The organism is Cupriavidus sp. GW821-FHT02F09, assembly GCF_059421605.1.
On record NZ_JBWKVH010000001.1, the window covers coordinates 549,761 to 568,648 of the forward strand.

At 62.4% G+C, this 18,888-nt stretch carries 17 protein-coding genes; 10 read left to right on the forward strand and 7 right to left on the reverse strand.

Going from position 1 to position 18,888, the window contains the following annotated elements; all coding sequences use genetic code 11:
• Positions 1-52: 52 nt before the first annotated feature.
• A complete protein-coding gene (pdxR, locus tag AC07XB_RS02765; RefSeq protein WP_492376034.1) occupies positions 53-1,480 on the forward strand; it encodes a MocR-like pyridoxine biosynthesis transcription factor PdxR in 1,428 nt (475 codons plus the stop codon).
• 215 nt (positions 1,481-1,695) lie between these two features.
• Here the strand turns inward: pdxR and AC07XB_RS02770 are convergent, their stop codons facing one another.
• Entirely contained in the window at positions 1,696-3,459 is a 1,764-nt protein-coding gene (locus AC07XB_RS02770; RefSeq protein WP_492831395.1) for a S8 family serine peptidase, read from the reverse strand.
• Between the two features lie 601 nt (positions 3,460-4,060).
• Between AC07XB_RS02770 and AC07XB_RS02775 the strand changes: the two genes are divergently transcribed.
• Together AC07XB_RS02775 and AC07XB_RS02780 are read left to right on the forward strand one after the other, a co-directional pair.
• Positions 4,061-4,210, forward strand: a complete 150-nt coding sequence (locus AC07XB_RS02775) for a hypothetical protein (protein WP_492814929.1) — start codon at positions 4,061-4,063, stop codon at positions 4,208-4,210.
• Entirely contained in the window at positions 4,207-4,800 is a 594-nt protein-coding gene (locus AC07XB_RS02780) for a helix-turn-helix domain-containing protein (RefSeq protein ID WP_492376037.1), read from the forward strand. The genes AC07XB_RS02775 and AC07XB_RS02780 overlap by 4 nt, the downstream gene beginning before the upstream one ends.
• 18 nt (positions 4,801-4,818) lie before the next feature.
• Here AC07XB_RS02780 and AC07XB_RS02785 read toward each other — a convergent pair whose 3' ends face one another.
• From AC07XB_RS02785 to AC07XB_RS02795, 3 genes are all read right to left on the reverse strand, one after another.
• Positions 4,819-5,769 carry an NAD(P)H-dependent flavin oxidoreductase gene (locus AC07XB_RS02785; RefSeq protein ID WP_492376038.1) on the reverse strand — a complete coding sequence of 317 codons (951 nt, stop codon included), beginning with the start codon at positions 5,767-5,769 and terminating at the stop codon, positions 4,819-4,821.
• 191 nt (positions 5,770-5,960) lie between these two features.
• Complete coding sequence (locus tag AC07XB_RS02790) at positions 5,961-6,743, reverse strand: alpha/beta hydrolase (protein ID WP_493688028.1); 783 nt, start codon at positions 6,741-6,743, stop codon at positions 5,961-5,963.
• 174 nt (positions 6,744-6,917) lie between these two features.
• The gene (locus AC07XB_RS02795; protein WP_492831397.1) at positions 6,918-8,447 is read right to left on the reverse strand and encodes a flavin-containing monooxygenase; all 1,530 of its coding nucleotides are present in this window, start codon (positions 8,445-8,447) and stop codon (positions 6,918-6,920) included.
• 132 nt (positions 8,448-8,579) lie between these two features.
• Between AC07XB_RS02795 and AC07XB_RS02800 the strand changes: the two genes are divergently transcribed.
• The 3 genes from AC07XB_RS02800 to AC07XB_RS02810 all read left to right on the forward strand — a co-directional run bounded on the left by AC07XB_RS02800 (position 8,580) and on the right by AC07XB_RS02810 (position 11,432).
• Positions 8,580-9,614, forward strand: a complete 1,035-nt coding sequence (locus AC07XB_RS02800) for an AraC family transcriptional regulator (RefSeq protein ID WP_492831398.1) — start codon at positions 8,580-8,582, stop codon at positions 9,612-9,614.
• 269 nt (positions 9,615-9,883) lie between these two features.
• Positions 9,884-10,210, forward strand: coding sequence for a helix-turn-helix domain-containing protein (locus AC07XB_RS02805; protein ID WP_174427236.1), 327 nt, complete (start codon positions 9,884-9,886; stop codon positions 10,208-10,210).
• Entirely contained in the window at positions 10,194-11,432 is a 1,239-nt protein-coding gene (locus AC07XB_RS02810; RefSeq protein ID WP_492831399.1) for a type II toxin-antitoxin system HipA family toxin, read from the forward strand. Before AC07XB_RS02805 ends, AC07XB_RS02810 begins: the two co-directional genes overlap by 17 nt.
• Before the next feature lie 70 nt (positions 11,433-11,502).
• On the opposite strand, the gene AC07XB_RS02815 is transcribed toward AC07XB_RS02810, so the two are convergent.
• Entirely contained in the window at positions 11,503-12,588 is a 1,086-nt protein-coding gene (locus AC07XB_RS02815; protein WP_492376043.1) for a ferritin-like domain-containing protein, read from the reverse strand.
• A gap of 178 nt (positions 12,589-12,766) precedes the next feature.
• On the opposite strand from AC07XB_RS02815, the gene AC07XB_RS02820 reads away from it, so the two are divergent.
• Together AC07XB_RS02820 and AC07XB_RS02825 are read left to right on the forward strand one after the other, a co-directional pair.
• The gene (locus AC07XB_RS02820; protein WP_492831400.1) at positions 12,767-13,786 is read left to right on the forward strand and encodes a 2Fe-2S iron-sulfur cluster-binding protein; all 1,020 of its coding nucleotides are present in this window, start codon (positions 12,767-12,769) and stop codon (positions 13,784-13,786) included.
• Positions 13,783-14,565 (forward strand): TetR/AcrR family transcriptional regulator, encoded by a 783-nt coding sequence (locus tag AC07XB_RS02825; RefSeq protein ID WP_492376045.1) that lies wholly within the window; start codon positions 13,783-13,785, stop codon positions 14,563-14,565. The genes AC07XB_RS02820 and AC07XB_RS02825 overlap by 4 nt, the downstream gene beginning before the upstream one ends.
• Here AC07XB_RS02825 and AC07XB_RS02830 read toward each other — a convergent pair.
• On the reverse strand, positions 14,471-15,091 hold the full coding sequence (locus AC07XB_RS02830) for a TetR/AcrR family transcriptional regulator (protein WP_492831401.1): 621 nt from the start codon (positions 15,089-15,091) through the stop codon (positions 14,471-14,473). The two genes, AC07XB_RS02825 and AC07XB_RS02830, sit on opposite strands and share 95 nt — an antisense overlap.
• A 282-nt stretch (positions 15,092-15,373) precedes the next feature.
• Positions 15,374-16,291: a LysR family transcriptional regulator gene (locus tag AC07XB_RS02835; RefSeq protein ID WP_492831402.1), complete on the reverse strand. Its 918-nt coding sequence runs from the start codon at positions 16,289-16,291 to the stop codon at positions 15,374-15,376.
• Between the two features lie 125 nt (positions 16,292-16,416).
• Here AC07XB_RS02835 and AC07XB_RS02840 point away from each other — a divergent pair, with 125 nt between their 5' ends.
• Complete coding sequence (locus tag AC07XB_RS02840; protein ID WP_492831403.1) at positions 16,417-17,325, forward strand: sterol desaturase family protein; 909 nt, start codon at positions 16,417-16,419, stop codon at positions 17,323-17,325.
• Complete coding sequence (locus AC07XB_RS02845; protein ID WP_492376049.1) at positions 17,322-18,791, forward strand: coniferyl aldehyde dehydrogenase; 1,470 nt, start codon at positions 17,322-17,324, stop codon at positions 18,789-18,791. Before AC07XB_RS02840 ends, AC07XB_RS02845 begins: the two co-directional genes overlap by 4 nt.
• Positions 18,792-18,888: the final 97 nt, after the last annotated feature.

The window sequence follows — 18,888 nt, forward strand, 5'->3', positions numbered from 1 at the left end:
TAAAATGGTTCCCTATTCTAAGATCGCGCCATTCACAATAAGGAACCATTTCATGGCGATGCGAGGAGCCGTTCAGGGTCAATTGCGCCAGCAGGTCTATCTACGCCTGCGTGACGGCATCGAGACTGGAGTCTTCGCGGCTGGCGCCCGCCTGCCACCCTCGCGCGAGCATGCACGTGTATTGGGAGTGTCACGCAACACGGTGCTCTGGGCAGTAGAGCGCCTGCAGTCGGAGGGCTACTTGGTCGCTCGGGTTGGCGATGGCACCTATGTGGCAAAGCATAGTCCTCCGGTTCGTAGCACGTCGCGCGGGCCGAAGGTTGTCGCGCACCAGTTGTTGTCGCAGCGCGGTCGCTTGATTGCCGAGACCGGTTCGCGCTGGAACCCCGCCACGGGCGAGGCATTGCCCTTTCGTCTTGGTCGCCCAGCGCTAGAAGAGTTTCCGTTCGCCCTATGGCATCGATTGGAGCGAAAAACATCGATCGCCACTCGCGTCGTTGGCGCCGGTTATGCCGAGGCTGGCGGCCATCCACTATTGCGCGCCGCGATCGCGCAATGGCTATTGGTGTCCCGCGGCATCCGCTGCGATGCAGGGCAAGTGCTGATCACCGCCGGCTCGCAGCAGGCATTGGACCTAGTTGCGCGACTGCTGCTCGACGTTGGCGACGAAGTGCTGGTCGAAGATCCGGGCTATCCAGGTATCCGCGCCAACTTAATCGCGCATGGGGCGCTGGTGCGGCCAGTTCCAGTCGATGCGCAAGGACTGTGCATCGCGCAGGGCGCCGCGCTTCATCCGAGGGCAAAGCTTGCCGTTGTAACGCCAACGCATCAATTCCCCCTCGGCGTACCCATGAGCCTAGCTCGCCGCAGTACCCTGATCGAGTGGGCCCAAGCGAATCGAGCATGGATTGTTGAGGATGACTATGACGGCGAATTCCAGTACGGCGCCCAGCGGATTCCCGCGCTCTGCAGCATGGCGCACGACGCGCGCGTACTGCATGTAGGCACGTTTTCGAAGTCACTGGGTGCGGGGCTTCGATTAGGGTTCATCGTACTGCCCGATGAGCTAGTCGATGCGTTCACGCGCGCGCGGGCGTTGAGTGATCGCCATTCGCCCGGCGCTGTGCAGGATGTACTCGCGCGATTCATCGCCGAGGGTCATCTGCTACGCCACCTGCGGCGCATGCGAGAGTTGTACCTGGGGCGTCAGGCCGCGATGATTTACCACCTCACGCGTGCCACCAACGGCGTGATTGCGCTTGAACCCAGCTTACAAGGCATGCATCTCGCTCTCGAAGTAGGCGGACAAATCCGAGACACTGATTTGGTCCGACGAGCGCAAGAAGCCGGCGTGCAACTCGCGCCGATTTCGAGCTATTGCATCGAGGCAAAACGCCGCGGTTGGTTGTTCGGGTACGCGGGCTACGACGAGGCCGCGCTCGCTCGTGCAGCTCGCGCGCTGGGGAAACAATTGGGATAATTTGGAAGTACTCAAGGTGCATTCCCTCGAGACCGCGTCATAGGTCATCCTCTCAGGACACCCTGGCGCCGCCCGCTCCGGTCATGGGCGATGCGCCTTGGCATGCCCTGCAGGGATTGGATATGGTCAGCACGGGCCTGGTGCGCTAACACCGGGTCCGGGCGTCTTCCATTTCTTACCGGGTCTCTGCGCGTCCTCCGCCGGTCTGGTCTGAATCAGTGGATGCGGCGGCGACCTACGAGGGCGATCAAGCCGCCAGCAAGGAGTAGCGCCGCCTCGAAGAGACTAAACGCGCCACCGCCGCCCCCTTCCCCACTTGAGTTGCTACCACTACTTGTGTTGGCAGGTACCGCTGCCGACAGCAGCACACTGGTGCCGGCCGACAGTCCTGAAGCGTTGTCAGTCACGGTCAGGCCGAACTGGTAGTCGCCAGCCACCGTGGGGGTGAACGAGGCGATCGCCGCGTTGGCATTCAGCAACGTAACCCTCGGGCCGCTAAGCTGGGTCCAGGCATACGAGACGTTGGCGCTGCTGGACTGGCTGCCATCAAGCGCCACCGTCGTGCCAGTACTCACCGACTTCGGCGCAATCGCCGACGCGTTGGGAACAATGGCCTGCGCTGCCAGGGTAACGGCCCCGAATGCGTCGAGCATGCCGGCACCGCAAATCCACGTGTTGCAGCTTGAGTCTACGAAGGGCTGGGCACTCTTGCGCAGCAGTTGGCGTACTGCGGTTGACGTCAGTGCCGGCCGCAGCGCAAGCATCAATGCCGCAACGCCAGCAACCTGTGGAACGGCGTTGCTCGTGCCGATCCCAACCGAGTTATAAGCGGGAAAGTCATCGTTATCATAGGACGTGGCGCCGATGGCCCTCAACGACCAGCCATAGACTGGATCAGGCTGCGCTACCAAGCCGCCACCTCCCGGTGCAGCAACCGCAATTGCCGGGCCAAAATTGCTATACGAACCGAGAGCGCCGGTGTACGTCAATCCCGCAACGGCAATCGCGCCATGACAAGTAGCGGGCGTCGTTACCGGGCCACTTTCGTTACCAGCTGCCACCACCACCACGGCTCCCTTGGCGCTTGCATCTGCAATGGCCGCCTGCGTTACCGCGTCGCACTTCGAGACCCCAGCAGCGCCAAGACTCATGCTGATGACCCGAGCTGGGTTCGGGTTGGCAGGAACACCAGGTACGCTGGAACCCGCGGCCCATCGAATAGCGTCTGCGACGTCGAAGCTGCTCGCCTGGCATTCATCCATGACCTTTACCGGCAGAATCGACGCATTCGGGGCGACCCCCGCGATGCCCAATCCGTTGTTGGTTGCTGCCGCAGCAATGCCTGCCATGTTGGTACCGTGATAGACCATCGCTGGCGCGCTGCCGTTCTGCTGGGCAGCGTTGGCGCATTTCGCTCCAAAGACCGGCGGCTGCGTATCGGTGCCACGGCCAGTACGCGTGATGAAGCTGTAGCCTGGGAGCATCTTGCCCTGTAAGTCGGGATGGATTGCGCTCACGCCGTTGTCGACAATGGCGATCACGATGCCATCGCCCTTGCTGCTCGACCAGGCATTCACCGCGTTGATCGCACCCTTGGCATTGCCCGGGATCGCCGGGTCATGCAGGTTCCATTGGTTAGGGGCCAGGTTTGGATCGTTCGGAATCCAGCCGCCGTTCAGCGTGTTCGTCCGATGGTGGGTTTCCGCTTCAACCCAATCCACGCCGCGGATCGTCCGCAGGGCATCCAGGATGCGAGCGCGCTCCTGGTCATTGATGTTGTCCGGCAGCGAAATCACCCAGGCGTTCCCGGACATCAGGCGAACCATTTTGAGGTCCGCCCCGGTGGCGCTGCGGAAGGTCTGGATGACGGCCTCCGCATTGGAAGCGCCGTCGAACTTGACGGCCACCTGTTCGCCGGCCTGGGCCGCCCCAGCGAGCAACAGCGCTGCGCAAACACCAACCAACCATTTCTTCTTCACATTCTTCCTCCAATTTTCGCAACCTCCGAAAACAGAGCGCCAGGTAGGAAGCGGTGTCCGCGTGAGTTGCTACGGCGATTTGAAAACGACGAACCAGGTAGGATCTTGGGCCGACTTCTATACAGCGCGTGAATTCTCGCGGCTAACGTAGCCGCCTGCCTATTCGTAAAATTACAAGTGTTGTCTGAACATAAAAATCCGACTTTTCTCACAAAAAATAGGACCAGTCCGATTCCATCATCTCGATCATTCTGCTAGGTTCGCCATTGAGGACCATCTGCGAAAACCACCTGGAAACGTGATGGATAGACAAACCACACAGGCATGGAGAACCTGTATGTTCAGATATCTCTTGTAGACATATCCGACCTTGACCTTGCGGCAAGTCGTGATTTCCGTGCCAAGGATGATCTGCAGGGAGCATGGAGAGCGTTAGATGCATTGCTCCATGAGGTGCGAATTCCTCTCTTTACCTTGCGGGCGGGATTGTTCGCCTATGTCTTTACATTTTTATAAATACACCTGCGAGAGTGAGATGATAAAAATATTTTGAATTCATGGAATTTGTTTTTGCGAAGTGAACTTATAAGATTATCGCGGTATGAAAATAAAAAATAGCCTGCCGATTAACTTTCATTTTGAAATTCTGATTTTTGAAGGCGAGAATCGTGAGGGGAATTCGGCGGACGGACTGCACGTTGCACTGACTATGCCAGCATCAGGCTTCCACCTTGCAGAGGCGAAGCTGTGACAGCATTTGAGCCTGGGATTTTGCAGTTCCTTTATGCGGCCTGCGCAAGTCTTTCTGCATCAGCGGGCCGCGTGTCCTACGCGCCTGGGATTGCAATCCCGCTGGTCGTGCAGGAGTTTGGAGACGTCGGGATAGACTTTCCTCCCGTAGCATCTCCATTTCGATGGCGCGGCCCCGCCCTGCCACAGTTGCTTTCCGCTGATCTCATTGAGAGCGCCTTCTATGGGCCGGACGGATCAGCGTCGCGGCTTCTCATCCAGAGCGACCCTCCTCCCGACGTCGGCTCAATCCTCGCTGCTCACGCGAGACTCCACGCTGCCTATGACAATGCGTATTCAACGATCACTGAAACATCGAGCAGTCCTGCTCGATTAAACGACAGGGAGAAGAATGTACTGGCGTATGCAGCACTCGGACTGTCGAGCAAGGAGATCGCTCAAGAGCTTGGGATTTCAGCGCGTACCGTGGACTACTATGTGGATCTCGCGCGCGATAAGCTAGGCGCTCACAATCGAACTGAAGCGATTGTTCGAGGAATCCTCACGCGCCAGATTTGCGCGCTCAAACTGCCAGGTGAGCGGAAGACGTAACGCATCGTGGGCGGTCGATCAGGCTTTCATTGAGCCGTAACGCGCAGCCAGTCCGTCCACAGCCTGGCTGAAATCCCGAATCGTTTCTTCAATGATTTGCCGTACCGTTTTTACGGAATCAATACGCCCGCAAACCTGACCGGTCAGCGGAACGGCCGCCTCCATGTCGCCGCCGAAATAGAGTTGCTGCACGCCGGCGAATTCGCTTTTGATGCTCTCCGGTACCTGCTCTTCAATCCTGGACGTGCGTGCCGTGCGCAGGGCCCGTAGCGCCGGGCCATTGCCGCCGCGATTGAGAAAAACGGTGTCCGTTTCGCGGGCATCGACAATGGCGTTCTTCCAGTTGTCATGAACGGGCGACTCGACCGACGACAACATGCGCGTGCCCATCTGGATCCCCTCGGCACCCATGGCGAACGCCGCCGCCATGGTGGCACCGTCGCAGAAGCCGCCGGCGGCGATGACCGGGATATCGACCTTCGAGCAGACCAGCGGCAGCAACACCATTGAGGCGACGTCACGCTGATTCTTGAAGCCGCCGCCCTCGCTGCCTTCCACGATCAGGCCATCCACGCCGGCGGCGACCGCCTTGAGTGCGCCGGCCAGCGTAGGCACCACATGGAAAACCGTCAGGCCGGCGGCCTTCAGTTCGGCACAATAGCGCGTCGGGTCGCCGGCGGATGTGGTGACGAAGCGGATTCCCTCATCGACGACGAATTGCACGATGGCTGGGTCGCGCACATAAGTCAGGGCAATGTTGACGCCGAACGGCTTGTCGGTCAGTTCGCGCATCTTGCGGATCTCACCACGGATGGTGTCCAGTTCTCCAGATGAGGTCTCGATGATGCCCATGCCGCCTGCATTGGAGACCGCCGCAGCAAGCTGGGCCCGGGCGATCCATCCCATTGGGGCCTGGACGATAGGATGCTGGACGCCAAGCATCGTCGTGACGCGATTGTTTATGGTCATGCCTCTTTGTCTCCGCTCGGTAACCCGTGATCGTTGATAGGGCATTCTATTTCGCAACGCCGACTCGATGCAACTGGTTGCATATTCATGTCGCCCTGCTGGTCGGGCCGATCGGTAAGTCGCCAATGGCTTCAGAACCGATACCGTGTCCGGCGGCACCATCGCGTTCATGCGGCCGTGGCAACGTCACACTAGACTGGCACCGCTGTCTTCATCGCATCTGGCGCGATCCATGCGGACGTTGGCCCGGTGGTCTGTCTGATGAAATGCCCGATCTGCGCGATCGCGGCATCTGACTCGCGCAGCACGCCAGCGTGCAGCTGGAATACGTGCCAGAGGCCATCGAATTGCTGGAGTTGCACCTGCACGCCGGCGGCAGTGGCCGTATCGGCAAGGCGCTCGGCGTCCGACAGGAGCACTTCTTCCGAGCCCACCTGGATCAGCATGGGCGGCAGGCCGCGCAGGTCGGCGAATAGTGGCGAGCAGCCCGGATCGTTCGCAGGCCTGGCGCCGCGATAGGCAGTGGCACAAGCTTGCAGCCATTGCGGATGGACCAGGCAGTCGCGCTCGACATGGGTCTGCAAGCTGGCACCGGCGAGACTGAGGTCTACCCACGGCGAGAGCAGCACCAGCGATGCCGGCAGCGGCAGGCCGCTGTCGCGGATGGCCACGGCGGTGGCCACTGCCAGGCCACCGCCGGCGGAATCCCCAGCCAGCGCGATCTGCGACGGCGCGTGCCCCTGTTCCAGCAGGGCCGCGTAGACCGCCAGCGCGTCGCGCAGCGCGGCCGGAAAGGGGTGCTCCGGCGCCAGGCGATAATCCGGCAGCCACACCTGCGCCTGCGCGGCTTTGGCAAAGCGCGCCATCAGCTTGCCGTGGCTGCCCTCCCCGCCCATCACATAGCCGCCGCCGTGCAGGTACAGCACGGTGCTCGCCGGCCGCTGCGCTGTAGGCGAAAACAGGATAGCGGGCACGCCAGCTATCCTGTGCCGGTTCCTCGCCGTGCCTCGCGTGCCGAGCAGGAACCGCCCAATAAAGCGGCCCCAGCGCCGCTGGGCTCGCGCGGAGAAGCTTGGCGAGAGCACCGGCTTGACGCACCCGCGCACAAACCAGGAAAGCAGGGTTCTCTTCATGACTTGCCCTGTGGTTCAGGCCGCTGGACGGCCGGGCGCGGGATGCAGTTCGTAATCCCGCAGGTCCAGCTTGCTAGCCATGCGGCGGTACGTAAACGTGAAGCCTGGCCAGTTGATGGTGTTCTTGCCCGTGGCGGTCTTGTACCAGGAGGTGCAGCCCGCTTCCCAGACGCTGTGCTTCAACTGCCTTTGCACCATGTCGGAGAATGTCTTCTGGCGTGAAGCCTTCACGTTCATGAAGTGCAGGCCGGGCGCCTGCAGGCTGGCGACGCACTGCATGACGTAGCGGACCTGCGACTCCAGCATGAAGACGATCGAGCTGTGCGCGAGGTTGGTGTTAGGGCCGTAGAGCATGAACAGGTTCGGGAAGCCGGAAACGCTGATGCCCTTGTAGGCTTGCGCGCCATCGCGCCAGGCCTGATTGAGGTCGATGCCACTCAGCCCGGTCACCCGCATCGGCGCCAGGAAGTCGGTAGCCTGGAAGCCCGTGCCGTAGATGATGGCGTCCACCGGATGGCACTGCCCATCGCGCGTCAGGATGGCGTCGGCTTCCACGCGTAAGATGCCTTGCGTGATCAGGTCCACATGATCCTGATCCACGGCCTGGTACCAGTCGTTCGAGATCAGCACGCGCTTGCAGCCGATCTTGTACTCGGGAATGAGCTTGCGGCGCTTCTCCGGATTCCGCACCTGGCGCCTGGCCTCCCGGCGCGCCTGCAGCGCGACCACTTCCAGCAGCCAGCCAAAGCGCGTAAAGCCCAGCGCGCGGCTCTCGTTTTTCCAGTAGATCATGGTGCGATACAGGCGCTCTGCCACCGGTGCATGCTTGAACAGCCATTGTTCCAGTGCGGTAAACGGCCTGTCCGGCTTGGGCACGACCCACGCAGCGGAACGCTGGAACAGCTTCAGCGCCTTCACCTTGGGGACGATCTGCGGCACGAACTGGATCGCGCTGGCGCCGGTGCCGATCACCGCGACGGTCTTGCCCGCCAGGTCGTAGCCGTGGTCCCAGCGCGCGGAGTGAAATACCTTGCCCTGGAATGCATCAATCCCGGGAACTGCTGGCACGGCCGGGCGATTGAGCTGGCCGCAGGCGGTCACAAGCACGCGCGCGCGCAACACGGCGCCGTCGCTGCTGGTGATGACCCAGTGGCCGGCTTCCTTGTCGAAATCCGCCGAGGTGACTTCCTTGCCGAACCGCAGGTGGTTGGCCAGGCCGTATCGCTCCACGCAGCCCTGCATGTAGGAAAGGATCTCGGGCTGCCGGCCGAACTTGCGCGACCAGTCGGCCTTGGGCGCAAAGGAATAGGAGTACAGGTGCGATTGCACATCGCAAGCCGCGCCCGGATAGTGATTGTCGCGCCAGGTGCCGCCGACGCCACCTGCCTTCTCCAGGATGACGAACGCGTCGATGCCGGCCTGCTTGAGCTGGATGGCCATGCACAGGCCGCCAAATCCGGACCCGATGATCGCGATCATGGTCGTGTTTGCGCTCGCCATCTCGGCGCTGGCCCCATCGGGGCTTTCCTTCTGTGACATCGCCATCCTGTCTCCTGCCTGCATCGGTTTTGTTTTGAGTGTGCGAAGGGTACGCGCGGCCAGGCAGTGCGGTAATGACAAAGCCGGACAAAAAATCGATAATCGGGGACACCAGATCAGAGAGTGGAAAGCCCCGCCATGCCGAGATGGAGTTTCGAGCGCAACGTGACCAGCATGTGCTTGATGGCCGATTTTGCGGTCATGCATGGCCTGACTGTGCCCGCCGTGCTGGCGGGTACTGGCGTTACCGAGGCTCAACTGACGAACCCCAACCTGCTCGTGCGTGGCGAGCAGGAGCTCCGCTTGATCCGCAATATGGTCGACGCGCTAGGCGATGCACGGGGGCTTGGCATCGAGGTCGGCCAACGCTATCACTTCACCGCATTCGGCGTACTTGGCCTGGCCATCTTCAGCAGCCAGACGCTGAGTGCTGCGCTCGAGGTAGCGCTGCAGTATTTCGACCTGACCTTTGCCTTCACGTCGTTTCGAGTCGAAGAGGCTGGGCAGCAAACGTGGCTCGTCGTGGATGACTCGGACGTGCCGGAAGGCCTGCGGCAGTTCAATGTGGAGCGCGACATGGCCGCCTTCCTCACCGTGCTGCGGGATCTGTTCGATGCGGTGCCGATCCAGGAAACCGTGCACCTGCGCTTCGCCCGGCCGGACTGCACCGAGCCCTACCGGCGCGTCTTCGGCGTCGAACCCGCATTTGGCATGCCACACAACGCCATCCTGCTGGACAGCAAGCGGCTCGCCGAACGGCTGCCCCAGGCCAATGTGCTGGCGCAGTCCGCCGCGCGCGATCAGTGCCGCAAGTTGCTGGATGCCCGGCGCGCGCGCCTCGGCCTGGCAGGCCGCGTGCGCGACCTGCTGGCAGCCCACTGTGCCGAAATGCCGGGTATGACGGCAGCGGCCGACAAGCTCCACATGACGGCGCGAACCCTACGGCGACGGTTGCTGGACGAAGGCACGACCTACGCGGAACTACACGATGAAGTGCGGCAGACGCTGGCCGAGGCGTTCCTGAGTGGCCCGCACCAGTCGATTGAACAGATTGCCGCGCGTCTGGGCTATGCCGAGGCGACTAGTTTCATCAATGCGTTCCGGCGTTGGCGTGGGCAGACGCCGCATGCCTTCCGGCTGGCGCTGCGCTCGGCGCGCAGTGGTGATGACTGACGGCATGGCGCCCGGCCCCAAGGCAATCGGCTCGGCGAACCGGTGGAAGCTAGTCGCCAATGCCCCTGGTTGCCCTCTCCAAGCACGCCATGCCCACACGGAACTGGACTACACAAGTCCTATCATAGATATCGTGTTACACTAAATAAAACGATATCTATAAACAAATCAACAACTCATTGCTCCTCCGTCTGGATTTCCGTTAGCAAACCGACCTCATAGAAATCGTTTTACTTCACTTAAACTGATATCTATAACTGGAGGTTCTTGTGCCGAAGAAGCTGCTGCATGCCGAAGCCGTACCATCGCTGGTAGCGGAACGCCTGCGAACCTGGGGCCGCTGCATACGCACACAACGCGTCGCACAACACCTTCCCGCCGCCGACCTGTGCGCGCGCATGGGAATCTCAGATGCGACCTTGCGCCGAGTCGAACGGGGCGATCCAGGCGCGGGCGCCGCAACCTATCTCACCGCTCTGCTGATACTCGGGTTGCTGGATATGGCTGCGCCGCCGCCGGACCCGCGTTATTGGGCCACCAGCCCGCATGCCAGGGCTCGCCCGCCCGCTTCCGAGAGGGATGATGACTACTTCTAAGCCGCTGTTCATCTACCTGCAACGCCCGGACACGGGCGATTGGGTAACCGTCGGTCGTTATGCCCAACACACGGACGGACGTACCGGCCTGTTCCGATATGCCCCGAGCTACATGGATGCGGCCATGCCGTGGTCCATCGATCCGGTCAACCTGCCGCTCATTGCAGGCATCGACCATCTCGCCCATCGGTATCGCGGCCTGCACGACGTGTTGCGTGATGCCTGCCCGGATTCGTGGGGACGGATGCTTTTACAGCGCGAACATAATCTTGCCGACGATGCGCACGACAGCACTTATCTGAGACTGGCCAGGAATGGCGATCGCTGGGGGGCACTGGCCGTCGGCGTCTCGCGCAAGCCTTCCGTGGATGTCATCACAAGCCCCAAGCTGCTGCAACTTGAAGGGTTGGCCGAAGAACTGCTTGCCATGTACGAAAGGCGCCCACCCGTCGATGCGAGGCTGCGCAGGATGCTCATGGCCACGCCCAGCCTGGGCGGCGCCCGGCCCAAGGGCACGCTGCAAGACGGCGAGGACTACTGGCTGGTCAAGCCGATTCTGCCCAGCGACACGGCAGACATTCCCAGCCTGGAACACTTCACCTTGCAGTGGGGCGCTACCGCAGGCATGCATTTCGCGCGATCGGTGCATCACCAGGTCAAAGACGGGCTGAGCGTAGTGCGCATTTGCCGCTTCGATCGCCATGGCCAGCAAAGAACCATGACACTCAGTGGCGCCTCTTTGCTGAGCGTCGAGTATCCCGGCGGACTGTCAGCCTCGTGGAGCTATCCGCGCCTGGCACAGGAACTGAAACGGATAGGCGCGCCGCTCGAAGACCGGATCGAGCTGTTCGAACGCATGGTGTTCAACGCCATCGTCGGCAATGATGACGACCATCCACGCAATCATGCGACTATTTACCACGCGCGGGAGCAGCGCTGGCGACTCTCGCCGGCGTTCGACGTCGTTCCCAATCCCGACGAGCAACCCAGGACGCTCACCATGCAACTGTCCGAGGGCCGCTTCGATATCGCGCGCGACGCCGTGCTGGCGGATGCGGTGCACTTCGGGTTTGATGACAAGAACGCAGCCGCAACGCATCTGAATCAATTGTTGGCGCGCATTGCCGATACGTTCCCTACGGTGAACGCCCACCTGTCTACCGAACTGAGGCAACGAATGCGCGAGCGCCTCGCAAAGGGCTTGCAGGCGCTCCAGGCGTAAAAGCACGCCGGCTCGCCGCGTAATGCGCGCGGGCCCGGCCAGACAGGCCGGGCCCGCAACCAAGACCGCTTCAGTGCCTGGCTTCGGCCTGCGCGGCCTCAATCGACTCCATCACCACGCGGCGCGCGTCAAACTCCTCCGCGATCTTCTGGTCCTGCGCAAACTGCGCCTCGACGTCGACATTGGCGAACTCGATCGCGCCCATGTCGGCAAACGCCGCCTGCACACGCGGGCTCCACAGGCCGATATCCTTGACGGTCGGCACGATCCGGCTGAACAGCCGCTGGCGGAACTGCCGCATGGTCTCGGACTCCCGCACGGCCTTGGCGCACTCTTCTTCCGGCAAGCCGAGGCGGCCCCAGACTTCCTTCTGGTCGAAGCGATCGCGCATCAGGTAGCAGGCCTCGATCACGAAGTCCTCGCGCTCCTTGCGCTCGGCCTCCGTCAGCTGTGGATAATAGCCGCGCAGCGCAGTGCGGCCGAAGGCAACGTGGCGCGCTTCGTCCTGCATCACGTAGGCGTTGATCGATGCCGCCAGTGGATTCTTGGAGAAGTCGCGAATGCGCTGGAACGCGGCCAGCGCCAGGCCTTCCACCAGCACCTGCATGCCGAGGTAGCAGAAGTCCCAGCGCGAGTCGGTCAGGATGGTTTCAAGCAGCGATTTCAACCCGGACGTGATCGGGTAGATGATCCCAACCTTTTCATGCAGCAGGCGCGAATAGGCTTCCACGTGCCGCGCTTCGTCCATGGTCTGCGTGGCGGCATAGAACTTGGCGTCCATCTCCGGCACCATCTGCACGATGCGCGCAGACACCATCAGCGCGCCCTGTTCGCCATGCAGGAACTGCGACAGCGAATGCGCCTGCTGGTGGCGGCGCACGTCGATGCGGTCGTGCTTGCCCATCTTTTCCCACAGCGGCGTGCCGTAGATCGGGATCATCCGGTCATCGAGCTCCTGCGGGTTCTCGGGGTCGAGCTCCTGCGACCAGTCGATCCGGTCGGTGGCGTTCCATTGCTGCTTCTTGCTGGTCTCGTAGAGCTGCAGCAGCTTGGAATTCTCGTTGTCGTACTCCCAGTTGAACTCGGTGGAAACCTGGCTGCCGATCGACCAGCCTGTCTGGACCACCGGCAGCGTGTAACGATGAAGGGATGACATGCAATCTCCTTTGGCGCTCATGGGTTTTGACCGTTCTCCCCGCCTGTTTTGCTTACCCTAGCCGGTGGTGGGATCGGTCTTGAATTTGCTTTTGCTTCCGGCTATAAACAGAATCATAATTCTCTTTCTTGTTATTTCAAGGGTCCGGCACAGGGCCCGCAGAAACCAGGAGACATTGATGCAGTTCCACAATCTGACTGTCGCGCAGATCACTCAGGAGACCGAAGACGCCCGTTCCTACGCGCTCTTGGTCCCCGATGCGCTGCAGCAATCCTTCGTCTATCGCGCCGGCCAGCACCTCACCTTCCGGGTAAACGTGGACGGGAAAACACTGCTACGCAGCTATTCGCTTTCCAGCTCGCCCGAGGCAGGCGGCCTTCCGGTCGTCACCGTCAAGCGCATCCCGGGGGGCCGCGCGTCGGGCTGGTTCCATGCGCATGTCGGCGCTGGCACGCAACTGGAGGTAAGCGCGCCGACCGGCCGGTTCGTGTGCGAGAACATGGACGCCCCGCTCTTCTTCTGCGCGGCGGGCAGCGGCATTACGCCGGTGCTGTCGATGATCCGTTCGGCGCTGGCATCCAGCAGCTGCGCGATGACGCTCTACTACGCCAATCGGGATGCCGGCAGCACGATCTTCGCGGCGGAGATCGCCAGGCTGTCCCGCGACAATTCCGATCGGCTGGCCGTGCATCTGCACCACGACGATACTGATGGTTTTCCCGAACGTGGCAAGATTGCCGCCTTGCTCTCGGCGGTGCCACACGGCCAGCTCTATCTGTGCGGCCCCGGGCCGTTCATGCAGACCGTGCTGGGGGCCGCTGAAGTGGCCGGCATGGCGCCGGGGCGCATGCATCTGGAGCGGTTTGACGCGGCCGCGCAGGAGGCCGAGGTGGCAAGCGCGGCGCCAGTGCCCGCGCCGGCTTGCGACGCCACGGTAACCCTCGGCGGCGCCCTGCATGTGGTGCGGGTTGCCAGCGGCCAGTCCCTGCTGCAGGCCGCGCTGGCCTGCGGCGTGGATGCGCCCTATGCCTGCGAGGAAGGCTATTGCGGCTCGTGCGCGGCCAAGTGCGTGGATGGCGCGGTCGTCCATGCACGCAACGATGTTTTCAGTGCTGACGAACTTGCCGCCGGCTGGATCCTGACCTGCCAGGCGCGCCCACGCCAGGAGCGGCCGGTCGCCATCACCTTCGACGTATGACACCCGAAACCACGGCCCCCGCTGATGCCGCGGCGCCAACACTGCGCGCGGGGCTGAAACAGCCCCGCCAGGAGAGAAGCGAGGCCACGCTGAAGGCGCTGCTTGCCGCCGGGAGAGCGCTGATCAACGAGGCCGGCAGCCTGACCGGCTTCTCGCTCGCCGATCTCGTGCGGGCCGCGTCCACGTCCGTTGGCGCGTTCTATGCGCGCTTTCCGGACAAGGAGACCTTCTGCGCGCTGGTGCTGGAAGACACTCTGGCGGAGCTGCGCGCCGAGCTGGACTATTCGCTGGCCACGGACCCCGCCTGGAACGCAGGGCCGGCCCACGCAATCTGCACGCGCATCGTCGGCTTCTATATCGGCCTGTTCCGCAAGCACCGTGGCCTGTTTGCCGCGTATATGCGGCATAGCCCCGCGCAGAACCCCTTGTGGCAACCCATTCGCGAGGCCAACCGGCAGATCCTGGATGCCATGGTGCCGCGCCTGGCCAGCCGCGTTGCCGCCGGGCGCTTCAGCGGGCCGGATGATGAGACCCGCATCGCGGTCCAGCTTGTCATCAGTGCATTGACCAACATCGTGCTGCATACGCCCAGCGCCCTGGATCTGTACGATCCACGGCAGGAGCAACGGCTCACCGAGATGCTGCACCGCTACCTCGCCTTGCCAGCGGCGGGCGACGTCTTGCCTACGCCTCTGGCAGCATCAGATAGCGGCACATCATGCGGATCAGGTGGGTTTCCAGCTTGCGTTGCTCCAGGTGCAGCGGGCCCGGATCGTTGAGCAACAGATTGGCCAGCGTGCCCACCAGGAACTGAATGGCGACGCGCACCTCGAAGTCCGCGGTGCCAGCGCGTGGGGAATCGAGTTGCCTGGCCAGCAATGGCACAAGCAAATCCTGGATGCGGCGGTTGGCCTGCCGCATGGGATTGTCGCCGCCCCCGGTCGCGGAGTAATGCCGCAGGAAGCCTTTGAACAGGCCACGATTCTGGCGAAACTGGCCTACGTAGACGCGCACGATGCGCTCCACGATGGCCGTAGCCGAGCCGGCTTGCCAGACCGGATCTCTGGCGATCGATTTTTTCGTGAGTGCTTCGGCCTCGTCCAGCGCGGCCTCAAGCATGAACTGAAGGAACGCCTCCTTGTCCTTGAAGCGGGCATAGAAGGCGCCAATCGACGTCTCGGCGGCCTTCACGACGTCATTCAGGGAAATGTCATCCAGGTCGCCGCGTTGCTCTGCCAGCGCACGCCCCGCCTTGATCATGTTGACCAGGTTCTGCTCGCTGCGCGGCTGGCGTGGGGGGCGCATGGCTGGCGGGGTGACGGTGATTGCGACGGGTCCCTTTGCGGCTCGCCGCACGGGGGCGTCCTGGCGAGCGGGCGCGCTGGCTGGCGTCGAGGATTTTCGGCGAATAGGCATGGAATACAAATAATCGATAAGCGCAAGCAATGCCGCATTATGCGGCCTTCCTACCCTTGCCCTGCCGCCTGCATTGCGATCGCACGCTGCCCGGCGAGACCTGCCCGGGGGTGATCCCGATCAGCAACCGCGCGTTGATTGCCGCGCTGGCGCCGTTCGTAGGCGTAATGATCAGGAGAGCCTGGCGTTCACCTCGCCAGCGACCCGCGCGATGCACGCGATGGCATTTTGCGCCATCGGTGACGGCGTCCGGTTGCGCAGGCTGACAACACCCATCTCGGAGAACAGCGACGGCAGCCCCTTGATGCGCAGCGGCAGCAGCGCGCCGGCATCGAGATCAGCTTGCACCGATGTCTGCGTGGCGGCGAGAACCGTGTCGGTGGACAGCGCCACGGCCCGCAGGATAGCAATGTCATCGCACTCGAGCGCAAGCACAGCTTCCTCGCCCGCCGGCAAGCCGAGCACCCTGGCCAGCTCGGTACTCAGGACGCTTGGCAACTTCGTCGCCGCGACACCGTACTGCCAGGCATCTGCCACCGTGCATTGACGTCCGGCAAGCGGGTGCGCGGTGCGTACGTAGAAGAAACCGGGTTGCGTCCCCAGTGGACGGATTTCCAGTGCAGGGTCTTGCGGCAGGTCGCGCACGTCCGCGACGAAAAACTCGATGTCTTCGGCGCGCAGGCGTTCCAGCAACTGCTGCCAGTTGCTCTCTTCCACGCGCAAGGCCACTTTGGGATAGAGGCGCCGCAGTTCGGACAACGCACGCGGCATCAGGGTCGCTGCCGGGAATGGCCCGGCGCCGAAGGCGGTGTCGCCCAACTGGCTGTCTCGAAAGAGATCGACATCGCGCTGCAGGCACCGCGCATCGAAGAGCAGCCTGCGGGCACGCCCGATCACGAACTCGCCGGCCGGGGTCGGCCGCACGTCGCCCACGTCACGATCGAACAGGCGGATGCCGAGGTCCGCCTCGATGGCCTGGATGCTGCGGCTGAACGCAGGCTGGCTGAGGTGCACCCGCTCGGCAGCCCGCGCGAAATGCAGGACATCGGCAAGCGCCAGAACGTGGCTCAGGCGGCGAAGGTCCATCATGATGCGTTGCTCCGTACGCATTGGAACATTGCATAGTATGCATTGGACGCATTGACCGAGCAAGCCTACAGTCAGCCGGACTTAAAGCCTTTCAGGCCAAAAAGCGAGATCGGAGACAAGCCCCAATGAGTCCGCACCTTCAGAACATCTTGATCGTGATCGCCATGCTTGGCTTTGCCTGCATGGAGTGGGTCACGCGGCGCTACAAGAACAGCGTCAACCCTACCCTGGACGATACCAAGCTGGAACTGGCGATGTTCGTGAGCCTGCTCGCGATCACCCAGCCCCTGGCCTTGCTGGGGGCCGGCAAGCTTTGCGCCTGGCTGATGCCGGAACAACAAGGTGCGTGGGCGCACCTGCCATGGTGGGCAATGGCCGCGATCCTGCTGATTTGCGACGACATGACGCAATACTGGTGGCATCGCGTGTCGCATTCGCCGTTGTTGTGGCCTTTGCATCGCGCGCACCACACCGCGCAGTACATGAGCATCCGCGTCACGTACCGGAACAATTTTTTCTATTACCTGATGATGCCGGGCCTGTGGATTGCAGGTGTGCTGCTGTATCTGGGTTTCGCTAAAGTCTACGGTGCGTACCTGGTCATCAAGCTGACTGTGATCCTTGGCGCGCACAGCGCATGGCGGTGGGACGAGCCCTTGTACCGAATCCGTGCACTGCGTCCGCTGATGTGGATGCTGGAACGCACGATCTCCACGCCCGCCACCCACTGGGCGCACCACGCAATGACGAATGAGGACGGCATCGGCCACTACAAGGGCAACTTCGGCAATTTGCTGTTCTTCTGGGACATCCTGTTTGGCTCGGCACACATCACGCGCAAGTATCCCGCCAAGATTGGCTTGCAGGACGACGTGCTGTTCGGGCAGGAGCGCTGGTTCACCCAGATGTTCTACCCGCTGTTCCAGTCGCGCCGGGCACACTCCGCGCTGCGCTTTGGCGGACGGGCTTATGCGGAGACCGACACCCATTCCGATACAGCACTGCAGGTCGATAAACAGCAGAGGTCCACATGAATGCTCGCGCTCTGACAGAAGAACTGGCCAGGCAAGACATCCTGAGCGCCCGCGTTCAGGCCATGTTCGCCGCGCAACAGCAAGCCTTCCTGCGCCACACCTTGCCCGATGCCGGGCAGCGGCGTGAACACTTGCGCGCTCTCAAGCACCAACTGCTGCGTTACCAGGACGTGCTTGCCGAAGCGATTTCCCAGGATTTCGGCGGACGCTCTCTGGCCGAGACCAAGATGCTGGAAGTGCTGCCGACCACGCTGGAGATCCGTCATGCCATCTCGCATGTGCGCCGCTGGATGCGGGCGAGCCGTCGCCGGCCCGAACTGCTGTTCGCCAGCAACAGCCTGCACGTTACCTACCAGCCCAAGGGCGTCGTCGGTGTCATCGCGACCTGGAATTTCCCGGTCTATCTGTCACTGGGCCCGCTAGTGGCCGCACTGGCCGCCGGCAACCGCGTCATGATCAAGATGCCAGAGACAACGCCAGCCACCAACGCCACGCTCAAGGCCATGCTTGGCGAGATCTTCGCCGAAGATCACGTTGCATTGATCGGCGGCGAGTTGCAAAACCCTGGCGTCTTTAGCGACCTGCCCTTCAACCATCTCGTTTTCACCGGCTCGCCGGCGGTAGGCCGTATCGTCATGGGCCAGGCGGCGCGCAATCTCACGCCGGTCACGCTCGAGCTTGGCGGCAAGTCGCCTGCCATCGTGTTGCGCGACTATCCCGTTGGCGAGGCCGCCCGGCGCATCGCGCATGGCAAGGGCATCAACTGCGGGCAGGTTTGCGTGGCGCCCGATTACGCGCTGGTGCCGCGCGAACGCGTGGACGAATTCGTCAAGGCGGTGATCGAAGGTTTCGGCGAACTGTTCAGCGAGCGGACCGGGCACAACCCCGATTACACGGCGCTGGCCACCGATCGCCACGCTGCACGCATCCAGGCCATGCTGGACGACGCGCGCGCCAAGGGCGCGACGGTGATGGCCTGCGGCGAGGTCGGCCCCGGCCGCCGCTTGCCATTGCACGTCGTGACGAACTGCACGCCCGACATGCTGCTGATGCGCGAGGAGATCTTTGGCCCCATCCTGCCAGTGCTGCCGTACGACACGCACGAGCAGGCCATCGCCATGGTGCAGCAACGCTCGCGTCCGCTCGCCCTGTACTGCTTCAGCCACGATGCGGCCGAGCGCAAGAAGCTGCTTGCACGCACGCATTCTGGCGGCGTCACCATCAACGACTGGGCCTGGCACGTGGTCAACCACGACGCACCCTTTGGCGGCGTGGGTAACTCAGGCATGGGCAACTATCACGGCGAAGAGGGGTTTCGCGAACTTTCGCATGCACGCACCGTGTTCAAACGGCACCGGTTCTTTCCCATCGGGCTGTTCTATCCGCCCTACGGCAATCTGGCGCAGCGCCTGACGATGAAGCTGTTTGTCGGCCAGGGCGATGTGGCGGTGAAGAAACCGTTCTGAAGCCCTTCTGAATCCGCAGCCGCAAAAGCAAAACCCCCCAGTACTTTCGTACTGGGGGGTTTCAAGGGAGAGCCTGGCGATTACCTACTTTCACACG

Coding starts and splice junctions, on each gene's coding strand:
- pdxR (WP_492376034.1), top strand. CDS start 53: ATGGCGATGCGAGGAGCCGTTCAGGGTCAATTGCGCCAGCAGGTCTAT.
- AC07XB_RS02775 (WP_492814929.1), top strand. CDS start 4,061: ATGAAAATAAAAAATAGCCTGCCGATTAACTTTCATTTTGAAATTCTG.
- AC07XB_RS02785 (WP_492376038.1), bottom strand. CDS start 5,769: ATGACCATAAACAATCGCGTCACGACGATGCTTGGCGTCCAGCATCCT.
- AC07XB_RS02795 (WP_492831397.1), bottom strand. CDS start 8,447: ATGGCGATGTCACAGAAGGAAAGCCCCGATGGGGCCAGCGCCGAGATG.
- AC07XB_RS02800 (WP_492831398.1), top strand. CDS start 8,580: ATGCCGAGATGGAGTTTCGAGCGCAACGTGACCAGCATGTGCTTGATG.
- AC07XB_RS02810 (WP_492831399.1), top strand. CDS start 10,194: ATGATGACTACTTCTAAGCCGCTGTTCATCTACCTGCAACGCCCGGAC.
- AC07XB_RS02815 (WP_492376043.1), bottom strand. CDS start 12,588: ATGTCATCCCTTCATCGTTACACGCTGCCGGTGGTCCAGACAGGCTGG.
- AC07XB_RS02820 (WP_492831400.1), top strand. CDS start 12,767: ATGCAGTTCCACAATCTGACTGTCGCGCAGATCACTCAGGAGACCGAA.
- AC07XB_RS02825 (WP_492376045.1), top strand. CDS start 13,783: ATGACACCCGAAACCACGGCCCCCGCTGATGCCGCGGCGCCAACACTG.
- AC07XB_RS02830 (WP_492831401.1), bottom strand. CDS start 15,091: ATGCGCCCCCCACGCCAGCCGCGCAGCGAGCAGAACCTGGTCAACATG.
- AC07XB_RS02835 (WP_492831402.1), bottom strand. CDS start 16,291: ATGATGGACCTTCGCCGCCTGAGCCACGTTCTGGCGCTTGCCGATGTC.
- AC07XB_RS02840 (WP_492831403.1), top strand. CDS start 16,417: ATGAGTCCGCACCTTCAGAACATCTTGATCGTGATCGCCATGCTTGGC.
- AC07XB_RS02845 (WP_492376049.1), top strand. CDS start 17,322: ATGAATGCTCGCGCTCTGACAGAAGAACTGGCCAGGCAAGACATCCTG.